The 23092-nt window shown below is 44.1% G+C and carries 25 protein-coding genes and 2 pseudogenes; 14 read left to right on the forward strand and 13 right to left on the reverse strand.

From position 1 onward, the window contains the following. The 4 genes and pseudogenes from L1D55_RS23895 to L1D55_RS23910 form a co-directional block, all read left to right on the forward strand. Window positions 1-192 (forward strand): annotated as a pseudogene (locus L1D55_RS23895) (IS5/IS1182 family transposase); the annotation flags it as partial. Between the two features lie 180 nt (window positions 193-372). Next, complete coding sequence (locus L1D55_RS27615; protein ID WP_275665373.1) at window positions 373-777, forward strand: potassium channel family protein; 405 nt, start codon at window positions 373-375, stop codon at window positions 775-777. 171 nt (window positions 778-948) lie between these two features. After that, window positions 949-1479: a cytochrome b/b6 domain-containing protein gene (locus tag L1D55_RS23905; protein WP_239919129.1), complete on the forward strand. Its 531-nt coding sequence runs from the start codon at window positions 949-951 to the stop codon at window positions 1477-1479. A 1-nt stretch (window position 1480) separates the two neighbouring features. Next, window positions 1481-1570: pseudogene (locus L1D55_RS23910) on the forward strand (pirin-like C-terminal cupin domain-containing protein); the annotation flags it as partial. A 167-nt stretch (window positions 1571-1737) separates the two neighbouring features. On the opposite strand, the gene L1D55_RS23915 reads toward L1D55_RS23910, so the two are convergent. Next, window positions 1738-2019 (reverse strand): pyrimidine/purine nucleoside phosphorylase, encoded by a 282-nt coding sequence (locus tag L1D55_RS23915; protein ID WP_239919130.1) that lies wholly within the window; start codon window positions 2017-2019, stop codon window positions 1738-1740. A gap of 307 nt (window positions 2020-2326) precedes the next feature. On the opposite strand from L1D55_RS23915, the gene L1D55_RS23920 reads away from it, so the two are divergent. Together L1D55_RS23920 and L1D55_RS23925 are read left to right on the forward strand one after the other, a co-directional pair. Continuing rightward, window positions 2327-2791: a DUF2850 domain-containing protein gene (locus L1D55_RS23920; RefSeq protein WP_239919131.1), complete on the forward strand. Its 465-nt coding sequence runs from the start codon at window positions 2327-2329 to the stop codon at window positions 2789-2791. Window positions 2792-3175: 384 nt separating this feature from the next. Continuing rightward, window positions 3176-5716, forward strand: a complete 2541-nt coding sequence (locus L1D55_RS23925; RefSeq protein ID WP_239919132.1) for a glycosyl hydrolase family 18 protein — start codon at window positions 3176-3178, stop codon at window positions 5714-5716. Window positions 5717-5836: 120 nt separating this feature from the next. Here the strand turns inward: L1D55_RS23925 and L1D55_RS23930 are convergent, their stop codons facing one another. Both L1D55_RS23930 and L1D55_RS23935 read right to left on the reverse strand, forming a co-directional pair. Further along, on the reverse strand, window positions 5837-6685 hold the full coding sequence (locus L1D55_RS23930) for an alpha/beta hydrolase (protein ID WP_239919133.1): 849 nt from the start codon (window positions 6683-6685) through the stop codon (window positions 5837-5839). A gap of 187 nt (window positions 6686-6872) precedes the next feature. Continuing rightward, a complete protein-coding gene (locus L1D55_RS23935; RefSeq protein WP_239919134.1) occupies window positions 6873-7466 on the reverse strand; it encodes a TetR/AcrR family transcriptional regulator in 594 nt (197 codons plus the stop codon). A gap of 163 nt (window positions 7467-7629) precedes the next feature. On the opposite strand from L1D55_RS23935, the gene L1D55_RS23940 reads away from it, so the two are divergent. Continuing rightward, window positions 7630-8586 (forward strand): AEC family transporter, encoded by a 957-nt coding sequence (locus tag L1D55_RS23940; RefSeq protein WP_239919135.1) that lies wholly within the window; start codon window positions 7630-7632, stop codon window positions 8584-8586. A 122-nt stretch (window positions 8587-8708) separates the two neighbouring features. Further along, window positions 8709-9749 carry an acyltransferase family protein gene (locus L1D55_RS23945; protein ID WP_239919136.1) on the forward strand — a complete coding sequence of 347 codons (1041 nt, stop codon included), beginning with the start codon at window positions 8709-8711 and terminating at the stop codon, window positions 9747-9749. 119 nt (window positions 9750-9868) lie between these two features. On the opposite strand, the gene L1D55_RS23950 is transcribed toward L1D55_RS23945, so the two are convergent. Together L1D55_RS23950 and L1D55_RS23955 are read right to left on the reverse strand one after the other, a co-directional pair. Then, window positions 9869-10747, reverse strand: coding sequence for a 6-carboxytetrahydropterin synthase (locus L1D55_RS23950; RefSeq protein ID WP_239919137.1), 879 nt, complete (start codon window positions 10745-10747; stop codon window positions 9869-9871). Window positions 10748-10977: 230 nt separating this feature from the next. Continuing rightward, entirely contained in the window at window positions 10978-11802 is an 825-nt protein-coding gene (locus L1D55_RS23955; RefSeq protein ID WP_239919138.1) for an AraC family transcriptional regulator, read from the reverse strand. A gap of 110 nt (window positions 11803-11912) precedes the next feature. Between L1D55_RS23955 and L1D55_RS23960 the strand changes: the two genes are divergently transcribed. Both L1D55_RS23960 and L1D55_RS23965 read left to right on the forward strand, forming a co-directional pair. After that, entirely contained in the window at window positions 11913-12389 is a 477-nt protein-coding gene (locus L1D55_RS23960) for a YHS domain-containing (seleno)protein (RefSeq protein ID WP_239919139.1), read from the forward strand. A gap of 164 nt (window positions 12390-12553) precedes the next feature. Continuing rightward, entirely contained in the window at window positions 12554-13180 is a 627-nt protein-coding gene (locus L1D55_RS23965; protein ID WP_239919140.1) for an START domain-containing protein, read from the forward strand. 34 nt (window positions 13181-13214) lie between these two features. Here L1D55_RS23965 and L1D55_RS23970 read toward each other — a convergent pair whose 3' ends face one another. The 4 genes from L1D55_RS23970 to L1D55_RS23985 all read right to left on the reverse strand — a co-directional run bounded on the left by L1D55_RS23970 (window position 13215) and on the right by L1D55_RS23985 (window position 15972). After that, window positions 13215-13745 carry a DNA mismatch repair protein gene (locus L1D55_RS23970; RefSeq protein ID WP_128163278.1) on the reverse strand — a complete coding sequence of 177 codons (531 nt, stop codon included), beginning with the start codon at window positions 13743-13745 and terminating at the stop codon, window positions 13215-13217. Window positions 13746-13753: 8 nt separating this feature from the next. Further along, window positions 13754-14140 (reverse strand): MAPEG family protein, encoded by a 387-nt coding sequence (locus L1D55_RS23975; protein WP_239919141.1) that lies wholly within the window; start codon window positions 14138-14140, stop codon window positions 13754-13756. Between the two features lie 627 nt (window positions 14141-14767). Continuing rightward, a complete protein-coding gene (locus L1D55_RS23980) occupies window positions 14768-15235 on the reverse strand; it encodes a YjiG family protein (protein WP_004737023.1) in 468 nt (155 codons plus the stop codon). Beyond that, window positions 15235-15972 (reverse strand): nucleoside recognition domain-containing protein, encoded by a 738-nt coding sequence (locus L1D55_RS23985; protein ID WP_239919142.1) that lies wholly within the window; start codon window positions 15970-15972, stop codon window positions 15235-15237. Before L1D55_RS23985 ends, L1D55_RS23980 begins: the two co-directional genes overlap by 1 nt. A 521-nt stretch (window positions 15973-16493) precedes the next feature. Between L1D55_RS23985 and L1D55_RS23990 the strand changes: the two genes are divergently transcribed. Then, entirely contained in the window at window positions 16494-16664 is a 171-nt protein-coding gene (locus L1D55_RS23990; RefSeq protein ID WP_164880346.1) for a hypothetical protein, read from the forward strand. Window positions 16665-16900: 236 nt separating this feature from the next. Beyond that, window positions 16901-18340 (forward strand): sodium:proton antiporter NhaD, encoded by a 1440-nt coding sequence (gene nhaD, locus L1D55_RS23995; RefSeq protein ID WP_239919143.1) that lies wholly within the window; start codon window positions 16901-16903, stop codon window positions 18338-18340. Here the strand turns inward: nhaD and L1D55_RS24000 are convergent. The 3 genes from L1D55_RS24000 to L1D55_RS24010 all read right to left on the reverse strand — a co-directional run bounded on the left by L1D55_RS24000 (window position 18337) and on the right by L1D55_RS24010 (window position 20795). Next, entirely contained in the window at window positions 18337-18726 is a 390-nt protein-coding gene (locus tag L1D55_RS24000) for a hypothetical protein (RefSeq protein ID WP_128163276.1), read from the reverse strand. The two genes, nhaD and L1D55_RS24000, sit on opposite strands and share 4 nt — an antisense overlap. Window positions 18727-18887: 161 nt before the next feature. Then, window positions 18888-19370: a methylated-DNA--[protein]-cysteine S-methyltransferase gene (locus L1D55_RS24005; RefSeq protein WP_171369321.1), complete on the reverse strand. Its 483-nt coding sequence runs from the start codon at window positions 19368-19370 to the stop codon at window positions 18888-18890. A 48-nt stretch (window positions 19371-19418) separates the two neighbouring features. Beyond that, the gene (locus L1D55_RS24010; protein ID WP_239919144.1) at window positions 19419-20795 is read right to left on the reverse strand and encodes an AlkA N-terminal domain-containing protein; all 1377 of its coding nucleotides are present in this window, start codon (window positions 20793-20795) and stop codon (window positions 19419-19421) included. Window positions 20796-21033: 238 nt separating this feature from the next. Between L1D55_RS24010 and L1D55_RS24015 the strand changes: the two genes are divergently transcribed. Then, window positions 21034-21237, forward strand: a complete 204-nt coding sequence (locus L1D55_RS24015) for a hypothetical protein (protein ID WP_128163269.1) — start codon at window positions 21034-21036, stop codon at window positions 21235-21237. Between the two features lie 178 nt (window positions 21238-21415). On the opposite strand, the gene L1D55_RS24020 is transcribed toward L1D55_RS24015, so the two are convergent. Further along, window positions 21416-22306 (reverse strand): LysR family transcriptional regulator, encoded by an 891-nt coding sequence (locus L1D55_RS24020; protein ID WP_128163267.1) that lies wholly within the window; start codon window positions 22304-22306, stop codon window positions 21416-21418. A 154-nt stretch (window positions 22307-22460) separates the two neighbouring features. Here L1D55_RS24020 and L1D55_RS24025 point away from each other — a divergent pair, with 154 nt between their 5' ends. Further along, complete coding sequence (locus L1D55_RS24025) at window positions 22461-22814, forward strand: DUF413 domain-containing protein (protein ID WP_128163264.1); 354 nt, start codon at window positions 22461-22463, stop codon at window positions 22812-22814. Window positions 22815-23092 lie beyond the last annotated feature (278 nt).

Raw genomic sequence — 23092 nt, forward strand, 5'->3', positions numbered from 1 at the left:
TCGCTAACTCAATGGAAAACTGACTCTGGCTACCACGACCGTTCAATCTCTGAGACGGCAATGTCCCGATATAAAGGACTGACTAGCGGCACATTGAGCTTGAGATGTTATAACGCTCAAGTTGGTGAGGCGTTAGCAAACGTCAAAGCAATGAACAAAGTTCTAGGACTAGGTATGCCTATTAGAAACTAACAGGTAAGTTCCGTAGGATAGATACGTCCTTTAGCTGATTTGATCAACAACGCCGTTTCATTCAATAAAATTTATTACAAATTGCTAAGTAAGCAAGATGAAATATATTCCATGTTTAGTTGTGTACTTCAATTGGACTAACGTGAGAGAAGTATTATGATATATATTTTGGGGTGTTGGATGTTGGCACTATTTATTGTGATAATAAATGTCATAATTCATGCTAATGTTATTTTTTGGTTGAGGAATATAAAGAGGAATATTTTTAGATTGAAGCAGGCCAGAACAATAACAGTAATTCTTTTCTTGATACTTTCTCTAATAATTGAGATTGCTGTTTTTGCAATCGGATATCAGCTAATGCTGCTTAATCCTGACTTCGGAACTCTAGACGGCTTAGAACAGTCTGGCTTTACGGACTATTTATACTTCTCCGCTGTTGTTTTTACCACTTTAGGCTTTGGGGACATAGTGCCTTTGGGTTATATACGACTGTATGTAAGTATAGAAGCACTAACTGGCTTAAGCTTGATAGCATGGTCGATGTCTAGTGCGTTTGAAGAGTTTCAACGATATGAAAGTTAACTCTCTACATCAAAGTGGGCACATAGTTAATTCGAGTAACTAAGAAGAATGTAAACTACACTTTATGAATATTTGGATAAAGTCATACAGTTTAAAAATGTATTATCAATCAATAATCTTACATTTATTATTTTAATAACTGAACAGCAATAACAATAAGGATGGGCAGTAATGAATATAAAAAGTACAAGCGATAGATATGGTTCAGTTGCGATAGTGATCCATTGGTTAAGCGCTCTTTTAATTTTGGCTCTACTGGTGTCAGGTTTTAGAATAAGCAATATGGAAGATGTTCTAGCCAAAGCATCTTTACTTCGATTTCATGTGCCGTTGGGGATAGGGATATGTATGCTAACCGTTTTACGAGTAATTTGGTGGATTTTGGCAGATAGGAAACCACAACCAGTTAAGATGCCAGCTTGGCAGCGGTTTGCGGCAAGTTTTATTCATGGAGTACTTTATGTAGTTATCATTGGAATGATAGCAAGTGGCATTGGCATGATGATCCTTTCAGAAGCAGCACCAATAGTATTCAACAGCTCCGGCGAAGGATTACCTAACTTTTGGGACTATGCCCCACGTATTCCACACGGCTTAGGTGCTCGATTCCTTATAGTATTACTAGCCCTACATATATTTGGAGCACTTTATCATCAATTTATAACTAAAGATGGTGTAATTAGACGTATGTGGTTCAAGTAGAGTACATTATGGTCCATTTGTCATGAACTCTATGGAAGAGATTGAACAAACCATTCAAGACTATAACAGCGGCGTGTTTGAAACTTATTAGTGTGTGGTTTGGACTTTCGAGGGATTGAGAAGATAACAACGAATTTGGTCGTCGATTTGATGACTGTAAAACAAGTGACACTATCCACTGCCGGTTATTATCACTTATTTAACCACGCTCTTAGAGCGTGGTTTTTTCTTATTGGAGAGAAGCTAGCTCACTTCTCCCTAAAGGTATTCACATAGGTAAGCCGTTGCTTCTTTTACTTGTAGGTCAAAAGATGAATCGCCTGCAACGTCAAAAGACTCACCAGATTGGTATGTAGTCCAGTCTTCATCACCAACACGTTTTACCGTTAGTGCGCCTTTTACAACCGTCATCTTTTCTGGAGCCGCCGTACCGAAGGTATATTCACCCACAGCCATTACCCCAACACTCACATCAGCACCAGATTGGTTAAACGCTAGCGATTTTACGCCACCTTCAAAGTATGTGTTTTCTTTAATCATTGTACTTCCTTGTTATCTTGAAATTGCAGTTATTGGGCTCAACAAATAAGCCTATCTGTAAACTTAGGTGATAATTGTTTTAACCAATTCGCGACTTTCCTACAAGAAATAAATACGCATAACTTAAGATTTACTGACAGTAATTTTCATTGATGACATAAATATTGATAGCAATACTCGAAAAAACATCAAAGCAAGTCTATTTATCGTAACTTTGGATCTTGCTTCTAACTCTTCTAACGATCTTTGCAAACAAAGATTTTAATTTATAGACTCAAAGACGGTACAAGCAAAAAATGAAGAGATAATGGCAAAAAAGCCCACTAAAAGCAGAGATATATTTGCCAACTCACTACTCTACGGCTTTCTATTAGCAGGTTTTATGATTGCTGTCACCGCTGGTTATTTTGCTTATCAAGCCCACCAAAAGTCTGTCAGTCCAAGTAACGTATATGGTAATTGGATTGAGATTGGTGCTCCACCATACAATACCGACATCCTGACCCTTTCTGAAAAAGGGGTAATGATCAATCATCGCCTTATCACCACTTCGTTTGAGTTTGACGGTAAAATCGTCACGATAAATACTGGCTCTGGACCAAGGGTTTACACCATCAGTGGTACTTATGATTCACCTCGCCTAAAACGACTGGAGCCAAGCACACCAGCCCAGCAATTTATTAAAGAAGGCTTTGAGCATACCGCTACCGGTGACAATCACAGCGTCATGCAACAAAGAAGAGCTTCATTAGCTGAGCAATTCAAAAGATAGCCTTCAATCGCCAAAATCACTCCACCAACACACTTAAAGCCCCCCCTGCCTAGCCGCTACTACTTTGTGATATTGCTTCAACTAAGCAATATTTTCATGCAGTTTGTCGCACCTTTACATAACTTCATGTTGTGAAACTTCACATATGAGATTTTCATGCTAGGCGACATTTCATTTTATAAAACATGGACTCGACCTCTCACTCATTAAGCAACAATTTTGTAACAAGATACAATTTTTTAGTTGTCCATCGAAAACAGATTTATTTTCAGTTATGAAATTAAAACTCTCTCGAATACTGACGGGGAAGCTCCTTCAAAACTGATCGGAGCAACTTATGAGGCCATTTGGTTCTCGTAACCTTCAAGGAATGAGAGAAATAGTATGATTCGTTTTAATACCTGTGCTGCGAGCATTGCTCTAGCGCTATCTGGTACAGCATTAGCTGCTCCAACAGCACCTAGCATCGACATGTACGGTTCCAACAACCTACAGTTTTCTAAAATTGAACTCGCGATGGAAACCACTTCTGGCTACAACCAGATGGTTAAGTATCACGACAAAGCAAAGGTCGACGTTAAGTTTAACCAGTGGAGCGGAACGTCAGGAAACACGTACAACATCTACTTTGATGGCGTTAAAGTTGCGACCGGTCCAATCACTGGCAGCCAAACTACAGCTTCATTCGAATACGGTCAGGGTGGCTTGTTTGATATGGAGATCGAAGCGTGTGACGAAACGGGTTGTAGCAAGAGTGCACCCGCTAAGATCACTATCGCCGATACGGATGGTGCACACTTAGCACCACTAGCAATGAACATTGATCCAAACAACAAGTCATACAATACAGACCCAAACACAGTAGTGGGTACTTACTTTGTTGAATGGGGCATCTATGGCCGTGATTACACAGTCGACAACCTACCCGCTGATAACTTGACCCATATCCTTTATGGCTTCATCCCAATTTGTGGTCCTAACGAATCAGTGAAATCAGTTGGCGGTAACAGCTATAATGCACTCATGACGGCATGTCAGGGCGTCAACGATTACGAAGTAGTGATTCATGACCCATGGGCAGCTTTCCAGAAAAGTTTTCCTCAAGCAGGTCACGAATACAGCTCACCAATCAAGGGCAACTATGCAATGATGATGGCGCTCAAGCAGCGTAATCCTGATCTGAAAATCATCCCTTCAATTGGCGGTTGGACCCTATCAGACCCATTCTTCGATTTCACCACCAAAGCAAACCGTGACACCTTCGTCGCATCGGTTAAGAAGTTCCTAAATACATGGAAGTTCTATGACGGTGTGGATATCGATTGGGAATTCCCAGGTGGCGGCGGTGCTGCACCAGAACTTGGTGACCCAGTAAATGATGGCCCAGCTTATATCGCACTAATGGCAGAACTGCGCGCAATGCTTGATGAGTTAGAAGCAGAAAATGGTCGTACTTACGAACTCACATCAGCGATCGGTGTTGGTCACGACAAAATTGAGGATGTGGATTACGGTGATGCTATCCAGTACATGGACTACATCTTTGCGATGACTTACGACTTCTACGGCGGTTGGAACAACGTGTTAGGTCACCAGACAGCATTAAACTGCGGTAACTTCATGCGTCCTGGCCAGTGTGATGGCTCTGGCATTGATGAAAATGGCAAACCGTACACAGGCCCTGCTTACACCACTGACAACGGTATCCAATTACTGCTTCAGCAAGGTGTTCCAGCTAACAAACTTGTCGTAGGTACAGCAATGTACGGTCGTGGTTGGGAAGGCGTACTACCATCAACACTTTCTGACCCAAGCGACCCTATGACAGGTGTCGGTAATGGCAAACTGAAAGGCAGCACTGCACAAGGTGTATGGGAAGATGGCGTTATCGACTACAAAGGCATTAAAGCGAACATGCTTGGCGCCAACAACCAAGGTATCAATGGCTTCGAATATGGCTACGACGAAATGGCAGAAGCGCCATACGTTTGGAACCGTACTTCAGGTCAGTTGATCACGTTTGATGACGACCGCTCGGTTAAAGCAAAAGGTGCGTACGTGCGTAGCCTTGGTCTTGCGGGTCTGTTCTCTTGGGAAATTGATGCGGATAACGGCGACATCCTAAATGCGATGCACGAGGGTTTAGCAGGGGGCACTACAGAACCTGTGAACAAGAAACCAACCGCATCAGCAGGTGCAGACCAATCTGTTGAAGGCCCTGCTTCTGTTTCTCTAGATGGCAGCGCTTCAAAAGACAGTGATGGCACAATTGCGAGCTACGCTTGGTCTCAAGTGAGCGGTACAGCAGTAACTCTGGCTAACGCTAATGCCGCGGTTGCAAGCTTCGATGTTGTTGAAGTCGCTCAGCAAGAAACACTGACCTTTAGCCTAACAGTAACCGACAACGAAGGCGCAACGTCAACGGACACAGTTGTTGTAACGGTAAACCCGAAAGATACAGGTCCAGTTAACTCAGCACCAGTTGCAGTGGTTACGGCTCCGGCTGAAGTCAATGCGGGCGATGTTGTGGTCGTGGATGCATCTGCGTCTAGCGATGCCGATCAAGACACACTAACCTTCACATGGGATGTACCTGCAGGTATCGATGCAACCGTACAAGGCGCTTCAGTAAGCTTTGTTGCAGCAGAATACACGCAAGACAAAGTTCTGAACTTCTCTGTGACCGTGAGTGACGGTACAGATTCATCAGTCGCAGCTGCATCAGTGAAAGTACTTAAGAAAACCACAGACGGTGGTACGTGTACTAACGCTTGGGATTCAAGTGCAGTCTACACTGGCGGCGACCAAGTGACTCAAGCTGGCAAAACTTGGGAAGCGAAATGGTGGACCAAAGGTGATGACCCAGTTAACTCTGGTGAATGGGGCGTATGGAAAGAGATTGGTCCGGCAAACTGTGCTAACTAAAAATAGGTGTAAGCTAAATACTTACTAAACACCTAAAAGCAAAGGCCAACCAGAAATGTCTGGTTGGCCTTTTTTTATTTGTTTTCTAAGCCTACGTATTACCGGATTGATTAACTAAAACTAACCAATCAAGGTATCAAAGCTCTCAAACACTTGCGGGCACTTCATTACTCGTCCGTGACCTTGTCCTTGAGTGGCAATCAAGGTAACACGATCCATTTCATTCGCTGCACGCTGCGACACATCGAACTTAGTAAACTTATCTTGCTCATCATGCACAATGATGGTCTGAGACTGACGTAGCGCGAGCTTGCCATACGGGTCAACCGACTGAATTGGGTAATTAAACTGCTCTTCTACTTCTCCAACTACCGCCTCAAACAGCTTCATTGAATAACCAGAACGAGCAACGCTGCCAAACAAATTATCCAAGTAGTCCAATACAGGTGCGATCAGAAGCAGCGGTTTGTTTTCCAATTTAGCGTGCTTACATTCCAACGCAGAAGCAGTACCCATGCTATGACCAACCAAGCCAGCCACTTCACCCACCGAATCTAGAATCGCCTCAAGACCGTTCACAAACGCCGGAATATGACCATGCACGCCATCGCTGCCACCATGTGCCGGGTGATCGTAAGCCAGAGCGGTATAACCTTTAGCGGCGATATGTTCCATCAGAGGAAAGAATTGACTCGCGGTACCAGACCAGCCATGAGTTAATACCCAAACTGGGCCGGTACCCAAAGAGTAAGTTTTTAACACACCATCACGGCCTTTAATTTCGCTCTTGATCAGCCCTTGTGGATCCGCATTTTTTTGCTCCGTTCGCATTGGCGTAAGCAGCAGTTTACGCGCGGTTTTCTTCGCATGGCTCGGCGCTAAGATGTAATGCAGATTGGTGGTTGCACCAATCAGGCTGCGCTTAAAGCTGAATTTGTTCGATGTATTAAAATAGATTTTGTCACTCATGACCATTCCTTATCTCGCCAAATTTATTGGCGTATCCAGCTCGGTCATAAAAACGAACGACCGTGCTATTTGTTAATATAAAAAATGGCGATACTGCTGTTTATGCACGCTGCCGCCACTTATCTTAAATTTTTTAGGCCATAAATAGGCCAAGTTCATGGGCTTAACCAGCTCAATGGCTTACCTGTTAAACCACTTTCCAGCTAGCAATTAAGCGCTCTACGCCACTCCAAAAATGGGTATGGCTCGCTTGCAGGCCTCGTAACGAATAGAACAAGTTCGCACTCAAGTAGAGCCCATACATCTCAAAGGTTGCCTGTTTTGGATCTAGGTCGGCTCTAAACTGTTGGCTCTCCACAGCTTTTGCTACTTGAATCGTCAAGTAATCAATCCAAACCGAAATGGTTTTCTGCAGCGCTTGCTGAATCACAGATGTTTCACTGCCCGCGTCTTTCCAAGCATCTATAAACATGCAACTGCCTTGGAATGAGTGGTTCCACCCTAACCAGTTATCGAGTAGCTGTTTTAATTTCGCTTCAATGTCAGCATCACCAAGTTCTCTTGCTGGAATGATGACTCGCTCGGTGAAGATAGCATTGGAGTACTCAAGTACAGAGAGCTGCAGGTTCTCTTTAGAGTTGAAGTGCGCAAACAAACCACTCTTAGACATACCACACTGCTTGGCTAATTCGCCAATCGTCAAACTCTCAAGCCCATTCTCACTCGCAAGGGCGAATGCATGGCTCAAAATATACTCTTTGGTTATCTTTCCTTTACTCATCATTCACCAAGGATAAATCTGATACGTTATTTTTAGCACGTTCGTTCTTTTTTTCAAAGATTTTTACTTATCTATTGGGATTCAATTTCTCTTCTCAAAGAATTGTGGAAAAATGCGACAGTATTCAAAGGATATTGAAGTTGGCTAAATTTAAGGAAAAATAATGGACACACTTTGGGAACAGTTTGCATTTTCAGCCTCAGTGACAGGCCCTATCTGTTTAATGTTGTTTCTTGGTGTGGTACTCAAACGAATTGGGCTTATCAATGACAACTTCATTGATGTCGCTTCTAAGATTGTTTTTCAAATCACCTTACCCGCGATGCTGTTCTTGAGTATCGTTCAATCCGAACATAACTTCTCTGCCAGCAGCACACTGGTGTTATTTGCTCTCGCTGCTAACTTCGCTTTTTTCCTCATTGCTACGGTCTCGACCAAACTATTATTCAGAGATTCGAAGGACCAAGGCGTCATCATCCAAGGTGGATTCAGAGCGAATACGGGCATCATAGGTTTAGCGTATGTCGCCAATATCTACGGTAATCAAGGCGTGGCACTTGCGGCGATCTATGTTGCATCAATTACTGTGCTCTACAATATCCAAGCCGTGATTGCTTTAACCCCTGAGGGCAAAGACACGGGCGATAAAGCCATTCAAGCGATAGCAAAGTCGATAACCAAGAACCCTCTTATTGTCGCCATTTTCCTCGGTGTTTTCTGTTACGCACTGTCTGTTCCAATTCCTAAAATGGTGACTGATGCCGGACAATACTTGGCGAAAATGACCTTGCCTCTGGCTTTGCTGTGTACCGGCGGCTCATTGGATATCAGCTCTCTCAAACAGGAGAAACTCGCGACTTGGTTTTCCTCAAGTTACCGGTTAGTTGCCTCGCCATTACTTATCACATTGGTAGCATTGGCCTTAGGCTTTGAAGGACTCGATCTTGGACTGATCTTCCTGATGAGCGCGGCACCAACCGCTGCTGCAAGTTATGTAATGGCACGAGCGATGGGAGGAAATGCAACGCTTGCTGCCAATATTATCGCGCTGACCACTTTAGGTTCGCTTATCACTTGTACGCTTGGTATTTTTGCACTTACTGCAATGGATTTAATATAGCTGCGACAGGCTTCAAAAAATCAATACAAGCCGTCATATAAAGGCCGAAACCCTTGATTTAACGCTAACTGGTTCAATACAAAGGCTGCTAGATTCTACGAAAATTTTCTTAGAGATCTGATATGTCTTCCGTTCAAAATACGCCTTCACAACGCATCGCCAGTATCGAGTTAGGTCGAGTGATTGCTATCTTGGCGATCATTGGCTTACATGGCCAAATGGCCCTTACTTATTGGCAAATCAATGAAGTGCCATGGATTGGTTATATTCTCAACCAAACTGCTCGCTTTGCCGTACCTCTGTTCTTCCTAATTTCAGGTTATCTGATTCAACCTAAGCTCGTCTCATCTCCTTGGGAAGCCGTCATCAATTACTCGAAACCACTGCTCAAGGTTTGGGTGGTATGGAGCATCATTTGCTTAGCGGTACCCTTCAACCTCGCTAGAGTTGAAGAGCTCGGTTATCTAGGTGAACGCCAAGGTTACTGGGGCTTTTTGATGAGCACACCGCTCAACTCTTTCTTAGAGGGGGGATTGGTACATTTATGGTTTATTCCAGCTTTAGTTTTCGCTGTTTTGATCATCGCTTTGATGGTTGAGATGAAGCTCGATAAGCTTTTATTACCTCTGGCAGCTGCACTCTACATCTACGGTGTTTTAGCGGGGAGTTATACAAGCCTGACTGGACTGGAAGCACCTTTCTTTACCCGTAACGGCCCGTTCTTCAGTACATTAATGGTGACCTTAGGTTTCCTTATTCGTCAGCATCAATGGAAAGTGTCGTCTGCTAAGGCGCTAGGACTAATCGCATTAGGTGTGGGGATTCATTTTGCGGAAGCGGCATGGCTGTCTAAATTCGACATCGCGTTCAACATCCATGATTTCTTGTTTGGTACTGCGCTATGGGGAGTGGGCACGTTTATGTGGCTTCTAGCTAATCCAAATGTGGGCAATTATGGTTGGGTTCGTGCTATCTCAAATCGCATGTTGGGTATCTACGTTAGTCACCTATTAATCATCATCTTGTTGTTCAATGTCTGTGGTGTATTGGGCATTACGGAGCTAGCAAAAGACGTAACCGTATTCTTTGGCACTGTGTTACTCAGCTTTGGGTTGGTCGTTGCAATTGAGAAAAGCCCATTGCGACACGTACTGCTTCGTTAGCAATAACAAAATGGCGCTAATAACGTTCTCGGTTTAAATAGCCATAAAAAAGGCAAGATAACTTAGTATCTTGCCTTTTTTATTCAGATAAAGAGTGAACCTACGTCATTCATAAGGTGTTATCGGAACGCCATCGCGCCTTTACCTACCCCTTCATAAGCCACAATTTGTAGTGATTGGTTTTCTGTCAAACTTGGGGCAACTTGATCCGCAATGTAGCCTGCCAGTAATTCCACCGTGGTATCGGTTGGCAAGATCTCTGTTTCACACTTAGCAATCGCTAACTCAAACTCACCTTGTGGGGCCGTGTAACTAAAACCATAGTGGCTTTCGTCATTCACACTCTTGGCATGCTCGCTTAGGTTTAATGATGAAACAGAAACTTGGTCTTCTTTAGAGCCTAGATAGATGTCTTCCCAACGCTTAGCAAACGCTAGCTCACGTTGTTCATCACGCTGACCGTCAACCACAATTTCAACCGGAGAACGGTGGCCGTGCGCGATACGCTGACAGTTACCATCATGCTTTTTCAAACCATGGGTATAGTGGTAGAACGCACCATTAATGTTCTCGTGGCGAAGGGTGATCTCTAACCCTGTTACGTTGCTTGGAAGGTTGTCACGAAGAATGTCATAAACGTGTGCGGTCACGCTCTCGATGGTGATCGCCTCGGCATCAACCAGACAGTAAGCTTCATCAGGACAGTGCAAGTGAAGACTCTTATCACCACGCAATACATCGACTTTTGCGTAGCCCGGTTTACTTGCTTGATGCACGATCGCAGCATTTCTCATTGGCAGCAGTAAGCGGTGATCGACATGCTGATCAACAAGATTTTTGATCTGTTTTTTGACTCTGCTGAAGTCTAAAACCATGCTCATTTCATTCAGTTCACCAGACATAGTGACATCTAAAATCCAACTATCTCCTACGACCCCTCTGTGTTCACAGATGTATGAAGAATCGATAACGGTAAGGTCTCTTACAAATAGGTTCAAGTGGAACTCCTTAGTGCTTTAATGAGATACGGGAGGCTGAATAATGTTCAGCAGGCACTTCGTCTCATTGATGTCTGATAAAATAGGACGGGCAGGATGTTACAACGAGCTTATAAAGTCCACCTTTTTAGCCCATCATTCGAGAAATGAACAAACTACGCGCAATTTCCGCTAAAACATAACCAAGCCTAATGCTAATAGCCACATTTCAGATAAGGTTGCCCAACGCTTTACGCCACATTCTGTTTTAGCCATAACCGCGGCGACATTCCGGTGACATGTTGAAACGCACGAGCGAAACCAGAATAGCTGTTGTACCCCACTTCATCCGCGACCCAGTTGATGGGCTTATTTTGCAACAGCAACGATTGAGCAACAGAAACCCGCCACTTTTGAACATAGTCACCAGGAGTTTCGCCAACTTCCCGCTTGAATGCTTCAATAAACTGAGTTCGAGACATCGCAGCCAAGGAAGCCATTTGGGCGATAGAAAAGTGTCGTGCGGGCATCAAGTGAATAGCAGTCACCGCCGGGGCAAGTCGCGGATGAGCAAGCGCAGAGAATACGCCTTGATCGATTTGCTGGTGCTCTATGAGATGTCGAAAAATCAAAGCCATTAGCGCATCACTCAACTTATCCATTAAGTATTGCTGACCAGATGATGCCTGGCTCGATTCTCTAAACAGCACTTCAATCACAGGCATTACATTCGGAGCATCCTCAAACGGAATCACGATCACATCAGGCAATGCAGCCAACAATGGGTTCATCTGCCCTGATCGGTATTCGACGTTTGCACACACTAATTCAGCGCCCTCTCCCACACCTTCTATTGCATGAGGCGTGCTATTAGGTAAGTAAACGATACAAGGCTGTGAAAGCTGCCTGTGCTCCCCATGAGCGCAAGACAAGGTCAGCTCCCCCGCACTCAATACGTGCAGGTGTCCCTCTTTCCCTTCTTGTGCATTAAATGATGAGACGCCACACAAGTGCCCTGAGTAGAAAACACCGGTACGTATCGAGAAGTGTTCCATCAACTGTGACAACAGATCCATGCATCCTCCGAACGATTCGCTTACTTTTTAGTTCTTTTGTCCCTCTATAGACCGGACCAGTCGGCTAATTTATTTCATACAAGTTAACTAACACTGACAAGGAACTTGATATGTCACATTTAAAATCGACCAGTCAAAAAATCACTCTTACCGCCGCATTACTAGGTGCGAGCTTTTCAATAATGGCAGCTGACCTGGATATGAGTGTCGACAGCAACGATCTTGCAATTAAAGGTTATGACCCTGTGGCTTACTTCGACAACAAGGGCCCAGTGAAAGGCACATCAGAATTCACCGCAACGTACAAAAATGCCATTTATCAGTTTGTGAACAGTGAAAACCGAGACCAATTCCGCGCCGATCCACAAGCCTATGCGCCTCAATATGGTGGCTACTGCGCCTTCGGGGTAGCAATGGGTAAGAAGTTTGAGACCGATCCACAAGCTTGGAAAATAGAAGATGGGAAGTTATATCTGAACTTAGATAAGTCAGTGCAAAAACGTTGGTTGGAGAACACACAAGAGTTCATTCAAGATGCCGACAACAATTGGACCACTATCAAAACGGTTGAAGCCTATAAGCTCTAGATAAATTGCCACTACCCTCCCTTCTATAAACGGAAGACCCTCTGCCTTCCGTTTTTCCAAATATCATATTAACCATATTCAATACGCAGCATCTTACGACGCGAATCCAACCTATTTTTATTCTATAATCATGGCAGATAAGCTTTTCATTTCATGGAAGAATAATGATATTACCTAGGATTTTGGTCGTTGGACTCTGTCTATTTTCAGCCCTCTCTTATGCGACTCCGTGGCAGTTCGTCAAAAGCGAAAACGGCATCACCATTCATAAGCGCAATCATGGGAATGGTCTTGTTGAAGTTCGAGCCCAAATGCAGGTCGAAACGAGTTACTCAGGTTTTCTCTTGCTATTGGAAGACAGCGATAACGTACCGAATTGGATCGACAATGTGTCGCACAGTGAAGTATTAATGCAAATCTCTAGTAATGAAAATATCGTCTACACCCAGTTCAAAGCCCCTTGGCCAGCTCGTGACCGAGATATGGTGACGTACTCGAAATATGAAGTAGAAGACGGTCAATTCACCTTAACCATTAAAGATGCATCCAATTACTTGGCTAAAGAGTCGGGGTATATTCGAATCAACGAGGTCGATGCGCTTTGGGTTTTACAGCCTCTAACCAATGGCCTAACCCACATCACCTATACGGCATATGCGAATGCGGGCGGTATCTTGCCTGACTGGTTAATGAACCGCTTATCCGCTAACAACGCATTCAGTACCTTCAAAAAGCTTAAAGACCAGCTTCCAAAGTACCAAGGGCAACAGCACCCTAATCTCGACCAATAACTCATAATCAGCTTTTGCTTAAGGCGTGGAACGGTTAATTTCGTCTCGCTAGGTCACGCGCAAGAATCAATGCTAAGCCAAAGATCTGAAGAAAGAGCGCGATATTTTTATAGAGGGTCATCTGCTCCTCAAGGGCTTGAAGGAGTTCAGATAAGGTTAGATTATCAAGGTAGAAGTCATCGATGCGTGTGCGTTGCGATTGCTGAGCTTGGTTAATCAACATCATGATCTGAGAAAGGTTTTCGACGGTAATCTCTGGAACTTCGCCACTAACCCACGCACCAAGCTGACCGCGCATCGCTTCTTCTAATTCCGGTGTCACCGACGAATTTGAAGAAGTACTAATATCCATGTGCAGCAACATAGATTCACGCTTACGCTCTAAGGTTTCAATCGTGTTCCAAGCCAACTGAATCGAGTAAACATTGCCCTGTTGACGCTCTCGATACTGAGCCTGTTCAACCACCATTTTGTCGAGCACGAAGCTCGACACAACAATGGCCAGAATATTCAGCACCAAACCTGTTAATACAATCATCCATGGTGGAGGGAGGCGTAGCGCCATGCTTGTCCTTACATAAGCTTATCAAACGGGAGATAAATCAAGTTTAGAACAACTAAAGACACCATGCTGGCAAAGGTCAAATACATGCCTTGCTTTCTTCCCTTCAGGCTACGGGCAAGTATGCTTTTTCCATGAATAATACGGCCAGCAACAAAAGCAATACCAATAACGTGAATCAGCCATACATTGGCGCCGTTGAATTCTAGCAACGCCATCAGTATCACGGTAATCGGAATATAATCCATTGCGTTACTTTGAGCAGAACGAGCCACTTGTAACGATTCAATACCACCATCTGCGTGTGCGACTTGATTCTTTCTTCTTTGCTTAATCACTTCAATGGAAAGCCATAACATGACCAAAGTGAGCAACGAAGCATATAACGCTGTAACCATTATCATTTCCTACTGGTTAGTTTATTCGGCGGGCTACCTCAACGTATCTGTATTCAGCAAACAAAGAGCATTCACGCCCGCACATGTGTAAGAGATCTCTCACAAAAAACGTAAGAGATCTCTCACAAAAAACGTAAGAGATTACAATCAAGCTTCGCAGAAAAATCCTAGATTACAAACCCAAGCCCTTGTTTTGTATGAGTCCGCACAGTTTTTCTTAGCTTTACCTTAAGATTATTTGCTTGAGGTAGATTGTGGGAGAAACCTCCAGAGTGTTTAATATACGTGTCGACAGGGAGTTGGCAGGAACAGGAAAAATCCTAATGGATTAGGTATCTTCAGGATGAAGATTTGATGACTTAGGATGAGTTATCAGCAAGGAAGTTATGCTCTAGGATAGAGTCACTTATCAGGATGATGAGTTTGCAAGGACACCGCTAGGAAGGCGATGGATTGGATAGGTTAAAGGATTTAGCCACGTCAAGGAACGATGCAGGGAGCACCAGTTACCTATTGAAAGATAAGTAACGCGCAGTAGCAGGATGGCTACAAAAAGAATAGACCCCGTTTGGTGCAAGCCAAACGGGGTTTCCTTTTTCTAAAGCCTAAGAAATTTCAGAAGTCAGGCTACAGAATAATGTTCATCAGGAACATCGCACCAAACGCATTCAACACTGAAATAGCGATCATCACTGGGATGTAACGGCCTTCAGTACCAATTGGCCCCATGATTCGGCCCATGTATTGAACCTGTGAGCCCATCAAGTAAATAGCCGGCGCTAAGATCGCAATATGATTGCCATTCAAGATACCTTGGTCAAACAGCGTGATTACCACACCCACTGCACCGCCCATCGACATCCACGCACCGATCAATACTGCAGCTGCTTCACCCGGTAAACCAAACACCGCCATGATTGGGGCAAACACACTGCCCATCAAATCCAACGCACCCGTAATCTGTAATGCTTTGATGATTACAAACGCCATCAGAACGTTTGGCACTGTCGAGGTGGTCGCAATAACCCAGCCTTTCTTAGCACCTTCAACGAAAATATCAGTCACCATTGGTTTCTTTGCTTTTACTTCGCTCATTATGCTACTTCCTCTTCCAGTTTTTGTTCTTTGTCTGATTTTGGTTTGTCTTCTTTACCTTCAGTAATATTCAGGTAGATACGGAACAGGTTGGCACCCACAAACTTAAAGATGAACATCACCGCCACGGCGAGACCAATAGATGATGTTACCGCGAGAGAACCGTCCATTGCGGTTAGAGTAAATAGCACAGCGCCAGACGAGAAGAAGTTAACGATCGCCGCACCTGCTGTGAATTGGAACATGGTAAAGACATCAGTTTCACGCTTAGTTAGATGCCCTTCATCTTTAAGCTGACGAGTCATCGCTGCACCTGCATCGGTACTTTGCAAAGAAGCGATCAATGCCAAGCCTGAGTTACCAGGAATGCCCATAAGCGGACGAAGCAGTGGAGTAAGCAGTTTACGAGCCGCATCTAGCGCACCATAGTGCTCAAGTACGTTGATCATACCCAAAGCAAACATCACGGTCGGAATAAGTGTCAAAGCAAAAATGAAACCGTCACGAGCACCGCTACCGCCTTTACCACGCAAAGAGGTGGTTGCCGCTTGAATACCATCAGCGGATTCACTTACATCGTAAGCAACTTTACCGAATGAGCCGTTAAGCGTCGTAAAATCGAATACGCCATACCATTCATTGGACTGCATCAAGCCGGAGAAAAACACAACCGCAAAGGCGAGTGCGATGTAACTGCCGATCGTGACTTTACGATCGGTTTTCGTTGGATTAGCCATAAGGACCTCTATACATCTAGTTTATGTGGAACAGAACACGCATAGATAGTGCAAACTAATGAGAAGAAGGTTAATGACCAAAATCAAACAGAGTATCGGTTTAAATTGAAGATGATAGGCAACATATAAAACTGTGACTATGGTTTAGATATCGAAATATAAACTGACAAGATCCTCATATTTCACATACAAAACTAAATAAATTTTGCTGCAATAGCGCAACCGAAAACATACAGAAGAGACACAAAAATCAGTGCCCAACGGATAAAATCCCGGATAGTCCGATCTCTGATAATTATGTAAGATATCTCTTACATAAATTTTTAGTTAAATTTTAATATAGGCACTTAAATCGTGATTTTTCTTCCAAAACGCAACCGTTTTCATTCTGCTGATTGAGTTTTATTCCAAGCCGAATTCATGAGCCATTTTATAAAGGATTTGAGCTTAATTCGAAATTCCAGCCTCAAGAGGTGCTATAGACTTCGCGCAGCCAATATAGAAGGAAAACGGTGACAAAAATGGAAATGAGAACACTCAAATATCAAGTAATGGGTAAAGGCATGTGGATCACTGCCACGGTATCTCGCGTAGTTGCGGACAAACTTGCGATGGAATACCAATCCTATGGCTGGCCTGTTGAGATATGTGCTGCAGAACAAACAATGACGTTTGATCGTAATGCTGCATAATGTTGGCGACACAGAATAAGCTCTATCGGACTTAAGCCCGGTAGGGCTTTTTCTTTATTACTCACGTGTACAAGATTGTAATTTGAGACGCGCAAGGCCGTACTTCAGCCCACCTCACAGTCTATTGCTTTCCTTGTAATCTGTTGAATTATTAAGATATCTATCACACTCCACATGGTTATTTAGGTCTACGCTTTTACGCGTGTTAATAACTTATTAACTTTGGAGCGTAATTCATGCTAGGTATCCAGCTTTCTGTTGTCCTCTCTTTGCTGTGTTTTTCTGCGGTGGCGGGGGCAACTACCTCCCAACTAGGGGAACCTCTCAAGCTTACCAATTCATTTGCTGGCTACCTCTCGCTCACTATTTTCGTTATCGCTTACGTTGTAGTGATGATGGAAGAGTATCTAAAGCTGCGAAAGTCCAAACCCGTTTTACTCGCCGCTGGCCTTATTTGGATCATCATTGGTTTCACATACCAAGAGCACAATCTAGTTGAAGTCGCGAAGCAAGCGCTCGAACACAACTTATTGGAATACGCCGAGCTGCTACTCTTCCTGCTCGTCGCCATGACTTACATCAGCGCGATGGAAGAGCGAAGACTATTTGATGCGCTACAAGCCTGGATGGTGGGTAAAGGCTTTAATTTTCGGTCTCTATTCTGGTTAACCGGTATTTTGTCGTTCTTTATATCCCCGATAGCCGATAACCTGACAACCGCTCTATTAATGTGTGCCGTGGTACTTAAGGTCGCAGGAGATAACCCTAAATTTGTTAACCTCGCCTGTGTGAATATTGTGATTGCGGCGAATGCAGGTGGCGCGTTCAGCCCATTTGGCGACATCACTACCTTGATGGTATGGCAGGCAGGCTATGTCAGTTTTAGTGAATTCATTCCCTTATTCATTCCTTCAATGATGAACTACCTCGTTCCTGCTCTGATCATGTCTTACTTTGTACCCACCACCCAGCCCGACACGGTACATCAACACGTTGAATTGAAACGAGGCGCGAGACGAATTGTATTCCTATTCATTATGACCATAGGTACTGCCGTTGCTTTCCACGCAGTCCTGCACTTCCCACCAGTAATGGGCATGATGATGGGGCTGGCATACCTCCAGTTCTTTGGGTATTTCTTGAGAAAAACACTGCCCAACTCGCTGGCTAAGAAGAAAGCCGTGGCAATTGCGAATAACGATGAAGGAGCCTTGAAACGACTCGGATCGGTGGTGCCTTTTGATGTATTTCGAAGAGTGTCTCATGCCGAGTGGGACACATTACTCTTCTTCTACGGAGTGGTAATGTGTGTCGGTGGTTTGAGCTTGCTTGGTTACTTAGAACTCGCTTCAGGCGTCATGTACAGCCAATGGAATCCGATTTGGGCGAATATCATGGTGGGCATCTTGTCTGCGATTGTCGATAACATTCCGGTGATGTTTGCAGTGTTATCAATGGAGCCACAAATGTCGATGGGTAACTGGTTACTGATTACGTTGACCGCTGGCGTTGGGGGAAGCTTATTGTCGATCGGTAGCGCTGCTGGTGTGGCATTGATGGGTGCAGCTCATGGTAAGTACACCTTCTTTGGACACCTAAAGTGGATGCCAGTCATCATGATTGGCTATGCGGTCAGCATCGCGGCTCACTTATGGCTTAATGGTGGGTTATTCTAGTTAGATGAACCTTCTTGATGCGGGCTTTCGACTCGGGTCCAAACGTTACTCAATTGAACCGCTGGGCATTGGTTGCATGTCAGTACCTCACCCTGCTGTTGAATGCGCATCACCAAGTCTGAATCAGTGCGGCTGCTTCCTGAGTTCAGCTCAATGGTAATCAAATCATCATCGACGCTATAACTGCGAGTCACCGTGTTATCTGTCGTCTGATAAGTGACTTGTCCTGACTCAAAAAGCAAATAGCTGTCGTTATCAGTACTTTCATACATACCTTTAAATAGAACCAGCTGTGGGACTTCAAAAGGTTGACTGGTATCGCTTAAACAACCTGTCAGTAACAGCGTACTACTGCAACTGAGTAAGAAAGGGATTTGACTATTCATTTGGGCATCCTTGCCTAGAGAACATAACTAAAAGGATATGCGACCAAACAAGTATTTTCCAGAAAGCGCCAACCTTTTTGCAAAGTCACACTTTTAAGGTCTTTGGGCTAGGCCCAACACTGCGAGGCATCAGTTAACCAAAAATCCAATAACCAAGTGATCTATTCTTGGCCAATTCCCTCAATCGCCAATAAGCGCTGTTTTCGTTCAATCCCGCCCGCGTAACCCGTCAATTTGCCATTCTTGCCTATCACTCGATGACACGGAACAATCACTGATACCGGGTTCTTGCCATTGGCTAACCCCACAGCTCGCACCGCTTTTGGATTACCGATCGCGTCGGCTAACTGAGCATAGCTCCATGTTTCTCCGTAAGGAATAGTAGTCAGTGCGTGCCAAACCGATTGCTGAAAAGGAGTGCCTTTGGCAGCGATTGGTACATCAAATTGAACGGCTTCTCCTGCAAAATAACGTTCGAGCTGCTCTTTGACCGATTGGAAAATCGGAAAGCTATCTTCTTGTGTACCTAAGTCTTCCGGTTTCGTTGTGTGTGTTTCAAACCAAACTCCGAGTAAGCCTTGCTCATTCGCCTGCAGAGTCACAGTGCCTAACGGGCTATCATAATATGTAAAACGGTTCGCCATGATTACTCCTAACTTTGTATTGCGGACTTTCGCGGGTTGCTCTTTCTATTAAGACTGATTCCAGCAGTGGAACGTCGCGTAACTGCCCCACGGTGAAACACTCTCTATATTGATAGCCGGTCGGTGCTCGATAAACTTCTTCACCACTAAATCACCCACCAACAAATGATTCGGCTCACTCAAGCCACGCAGTAATGCGTATTGTATGGTCCAAGGGCCAATGCCTTTTAGGTCAATCCATTTGGAAGGGTGCTCGGCTTGGTTGTCGACCATGTATTCGGCAAAACGCTTTAAGGTCTCCTTACGGCTTCCTGGCATACGCAAAAAGCTCACATCGGCTTCCGCTATTTGTTTCGGTGTCGGAAAATAGGGTTTCTTATCTGATTCAGAAAGCTCTTTAACCAATAGGTTTAGCTGACCAATCGCTGCTGTTACTGAGACTTGCTGTCCAAGTATCGCTCTGACACCCGCCTCCCAAGCATTCCATACACCTGGAATACGAATACCACTTCTGGCGACTAAGTTAGGATCTATCGTCGTAAAAAAGGCTTCAACTTTGGCGATGTCGACATCTAAGTCGAACATGCGACGAATGTGAGTGATCAAACCTCGTAATTGGTTTATATCATCCAACTCAAATTCAATGTCTAATCGGTTCTTTTTAGCTAAGGTCGCCTTAAACCAACCTTTCGAGCCATTGACTGTCACAGTTCGCTGATAATAGTCATCCCCAACCTCTTCTATCCCCTCGATCATTCTGCGTCGATAGAAGCCCAATAAGTGCTTCCAATCTAATGGGCCATGAAAAGTAAGTTGGATGTGATTACTCAGACTGTCATTGGGCTTGGTTCGTCGAATCTGACTTGGCGAAAGCTTCAGCTCTTTTTGAAACGCATCGTTAAAGCGACGCGTGCTATTAAAGCCACTCGCAAAGCCGACATCAGTAATACTCATACTACTGTTATGCAGCAACTGTTTAGCGAACATTAACTGACTGTACAGACTATATTGTTTGGGTGACACACCAATGTAGTTGTCGAACAAGGTGCGTAAGTACCGATCAGAGATCCCCAAACGCTCAGCAAGATCGGTAATCGAACCTGAACTTAATGCACCGTTATCGATAAGCTGCATCGCTCTAAGAAACGTCGTTTCAACCCCTTTCCATGCTGGTGAGAAAGGCGCACTGTCTGGTCGACAGCGTAAACAAGGTCGATAGCCTGCTTTTAACGCCTGAGCCTGATGAGAAAAATATTCGACGTTTTCTTCTTTCGGTGGTGTTGCAGGACAGATAGGGCGACAAAAAATCCCCGTCGTTTTTACTGCAGTGAAAAACATACCATCAAAGCGAGCGTCTCGCGCATAGCGAGCCAAATGACACTGCTCATTCGTTAGCGCACTGTTGTGATGAATATTTTTCGACATATTGAGCTCTTCTCTTTTTCAGTAATTCTTACTTCACGCCCTAAAAGTCTATCCTGAATAACCACTGTCGCTAGCCATTTTCGGAACTGAAGGTTAGATAAATCACAAAAAAGGGTTTTATTTTTATCCAATTCGACTAAATTTAACCAAGAGAAGTCAATCTTCTCACAACGTCAAACGATAGGTACTTAGCACGCCAAAGATGCAGAGACCTATCGAATATAAAAAGGAAAAGGCTATGGTTCTTCACACGTGTCGTATTGTTTTATCAAACCAACAGGTTCTCACCAGTCAATCAGTCGAGCAGTCACTAGGCTTTCTTGAAGACCAAGCAGAACAGGGGATTTCTAAAATTGAGATTGACGCAACGGACGGACAAACAATCCATTCGTATATGTCACACTCTCTTGAAGAGTCGATTGAAAACCTAATGAACCTATAAGTGCTTTAACACCATAGAGCTTTTTAGGTGGTTTACACACCAGGCTTAAACGATTTTCCGGCTTAGAGCTTTCTCTAACTTGGACAGTATGAATATCTCTGGTTTAAACAAAAATGGCTCCCCAAAAGGGAGCCATTTTTTATTTATTCGACAAAGCAATGAGTGACAGCCGAGACAGCTACTCAGGTGCTTGTTCCGCTGCTTGTTGCAGTGTGTATGCCGTCGATGGGTCAATCTCGTTAACCAATTTCTCAACCTGCATGATCGCCTCTACCGAGGTACTGTTTTTACGGTAACTTAGGTAAATCGGGCGATACCAGTCTTCAACGCCTTTCACTTTGTGCAACTGTCCTGACTCGATAAAAGGTTCAACAAGAGACACTGGCAAATAGGCACTGCCCCCTTTCTCTAAAATGAAATCGAGTGCAATACGAGCCGTTGAGGTGCGTAAGTACGGTGCGGGTACTTTTGGATGACGCTCTGCGTGCTCAGAACCAAAACGAGTTCCCCAATCAACATAAACATACTTATGCTGGAACACGGATTCTAAATCATCAGGTTGTGTCGATACCAAAACCAACACGAGATCCGCCACTTTTTTACAGTTCAGCTCTTCAGCTTTGATCTGGTCAAATGCAAAGGCCATATCTAAGGTGCGCTCAAGCAAGTTACGGTTCAGTTGCTCACGCCCCATCACCTCTGCCATAAAGCCGTAACCACCAAAAGAATCCGTCACAACACTCAGACAGTTTTGTAAATACGCATCCCAAATATTCGGTGTGCCACCCAGCGTTAGCTGCAAGGCTTTTCCACTCTCTAGTGACAGCTCAAACTTAGCCTGTTGCAAAGTAGAAACCATCACCTCAGCGTAACCAATCAAACGCTCACCTGAAGAGGTAAGCTTGATGTTATTACGATCACGGATGAACAACTGAGTATCAAAATAGCCTTCTAGCTGTTTGATCCGCGCACTCACCGCCGCTTGTGTTAAATACAAGTTTTCAGCAGCACGCCCAAAGTGGCGCACCCTTGCAACCTCAAGAAAGGTTCTAAATACTTTCACATCCATCAAATACATCTCTGTAATAAATCTGCTAACTAGCGGATCTAGGATTGTTTATCGTAAAGGCAAAAACGTTTTGTTTCCTATTTTAGCCTTTTAACAATATTTTCGCGTGAGCAATAAACACTAATTTCTATCTAACCACATTACTGAGGCTGATATGTCTGAGACCGAATTCCGTCACGGAAAAAAACGTTTTTATGACACCATTAAATTCCCACGAGGGTTCGCTAAGTCAGGGGATTTTACTCTTTCAGAAGAGGAAATCCTAACCTTGTTTGGCGACACTATGCTTGCACTTGAGACTGGTGAACTTACACCAACCAATGCAGAAGAAAAGCACTTCCTTAAAGTGTTGTCTCACCCTCATAAGGCAAAGTCCAAGTTAGAGCGTGTTTGGTTGAAGTACATTCAACTGGCTCGCGGACGCCGTCGCTTTCATACCCTAAACGGCTGCAAACGCGGCGAAGTGCCTAGGGAAGAATACGACAGCGAGTTAGTGTTAGAAGATTAGTAAAATCGCTCAAAGTGATACCTCATCACTTTGGGCTTTTTTTTGGTTCATCGCGGATTAGCGGGAACTAAAAACAAAAACGGTAGTAAGTGATATGGTTTAGTCGCCAAACAAAAATCATACACAAACTACCGTTTTCATGCCGAATCATACTTTCCTATCTTCATTCTGGGAAGGCTTTAAAATAGTAAAGTCTCACCAGACAGCATCACTTATTACACTGACTCTTAAACCTAACTCTGAGGCTAAATGCCTTTGCGGTCTTGAAGCCGAGGCTA

Source organism: Vibrio sp. Isolate22 (assembly GCF_022398115.1).
Classification (GTDB): Bacteria; Pseudomonadota; Gammaproteobacteria; order Enterobacterales; family Vibrionaceae; genus Vibrio.

Excerpts from the sequence above, each read along its gene's own strand:
- L1D55_RS23955 (WP_239919138.1), bottom strand. The coding sequence starts at position 11,802 with ATGGATCTGTTGTCACAGTTGATGGAACACTTCTCGATACGTACCGGT.
- L1D55_RS23925 (WP_239919132.1), top strand. The coding sequence starts at position 3,176 with ATGATTCGTTTTAATACCTGTGCTGCGAGCATTGCTCTAGCGCTATCT.
- L1D55_RS24015 (WP_128163269.1), top strand. The coding sequence starts at position 21,034 with ATGGTTCTTCACACGTGTCGTATTGTTTTATCAAACCAACAGGTTCTC.
- L1D55_RS23935 (WP_239919134.1), bottom strand. The coding sequence starts at position 7,466 with ATGAGTAAAGGAAAGATAACCAAAGAGTATATTTTGAGCCATGCATTC.
- L1D55_RS23975 (WP_239919141.1), bottom strand. The coding sequence starts at position 14,140 with ATGGTTACAGCGTTATATGCTTCGTTGCTCACTTTGGTCATGTTATGG.
- L1D55_RS27615 (WP_275665373.1), top strand. The coding sequence starts at position 373 with ATGTTGGCACTATTTATTGTGATAATAAATGTCATAATTCATGCTAAT.
- L1D55_RS24005 (WP_171369321.1), bottom strand. The coding sequence starts at position 19,370 with ATGGCGAACCGTTTTACATATTATGATAGCCCGTTAGGCACTGTGACT.
- L1D55_RS24020 (WP_128163267.1), bottom strand. The coding sequence starts at position 22,306 with ATGGATGTGAAAGTATTTAGAACCTTTCTTGAGGTTGCAAGGGTGCGC.
- L1D55_RS23970 (WP_128163278.1), bottom strand. The coding sequence starts at position 13,745 with ATGGCGCTACGCCTCCCTCCACCATGGATGATTGTATTAACAGGTTTG.
- L1D55_RS23930 (WP_239919133.1), bottom strand. The coding sequence starts at position 6,685 with ATGAGTGACAAAATCTATTTTAATACATCGAACAAATTCAGCTTTAAG.
- L1D55_RS23965 (WP_239919140.1), top strand. The coding sequence starts at position 12,554 with ATGATATTACCTAGGATTTTGGTCGTTGGACTCTGTCTATTTTCAGCC.
- L1D55_RS23905 (WP_239919129.1), top strand. The coding sequence starts at position 949 with ATGAATATAAAAAGTACAAGCGATAGATATGGTTCAGTTGCGATAGTG.
- L1D55_RS24000 (WP_128163276.1), bottom strand. The coding sequence starts at position 18,726 with ATGAATAGTCAAATCCCTTTCTTACTCAGTTGCAGTAGTACGCTGTTA.
- L1D55_RS24025 (WP_128163264.1), top strand. The coding sequence starts at position 22,461 with ATGTCTGAGACCGAATTCCGTCACGGAAAAAAACGTTTTTATGACACC.
- L1D55_RS23960 (WP_239919139.1), top strand. The coding sequence starts at position 11,913 with ATGTCACATTTAAAATCGACCAGTCAAAAAATCACTCTTACCGCCGCA.
- L1D55_RS23915 (WP_239919130.1), bottom strand. The coding sequence starts at position 2,019 with ATGATTAAAGAAAACACATACTTTGAAGGTGGCGTAAAATCGCTAGCG.
- L1D55_RS24010 (WP_239919144.1), bottom strand. The coding sequence starts at position 20,795 with ATGTCGAAAAATATTCATCACAACAGTGCGCTAACGAATGAGCAGTGT.
- nhaD (WP_239919143.1), top strand. The coding sequence starts at position 16,901 with ATGCTAGGTATCCAGCTTTCTGTTGTCCTCTCTTTGCTGTGTTTTTCT.
- L1D55_RS23985 (WP_239919142.1), bottom strand. The coding sequence starts at position 15,972 with ATGGCTAATCCAACGAAAACCGATCGTAAAGTCACGATCGGCAGTTAC.
- L1D55_RS23980 (WP_004737023.1), bottom strand. The coding sequence starts at position 15,235 with ATGAGCGAAGTAAAAGCAAAGAAACCAATGGTGACTGATATTTTCGTT.
- L1D55_RS23990 (WP_164880346.1), top strand. The coding sequence starts at position 16,494 with ATGGAAATGAGAACACTCAAATATCAAGTAATGGGTAAAGGCATGTGG.
- L1D55_RS23945 (WP_239919136.1), top strand. The coding sequence starts at position 8,709 with ATGTCTTCCGTTCAAAATACGCCTTCACAACGCATCGCCAGTATCGAG.
- L1D55_RS23940 (WP_239919135.1), top strand. The coding sequence starts at position 7,630 with ATGGACACACTTTGGGAACAGTTTGCATTTTCAGCCTCAGTGACAGGC.
- L1D55_RS23920 (WP_239919131.1), top strand. The coding sequence starts at position 2,327 with ATGGCAAAAAAGCCCACTAAAAGCAGAGATATATTTGCCAACTCACTA.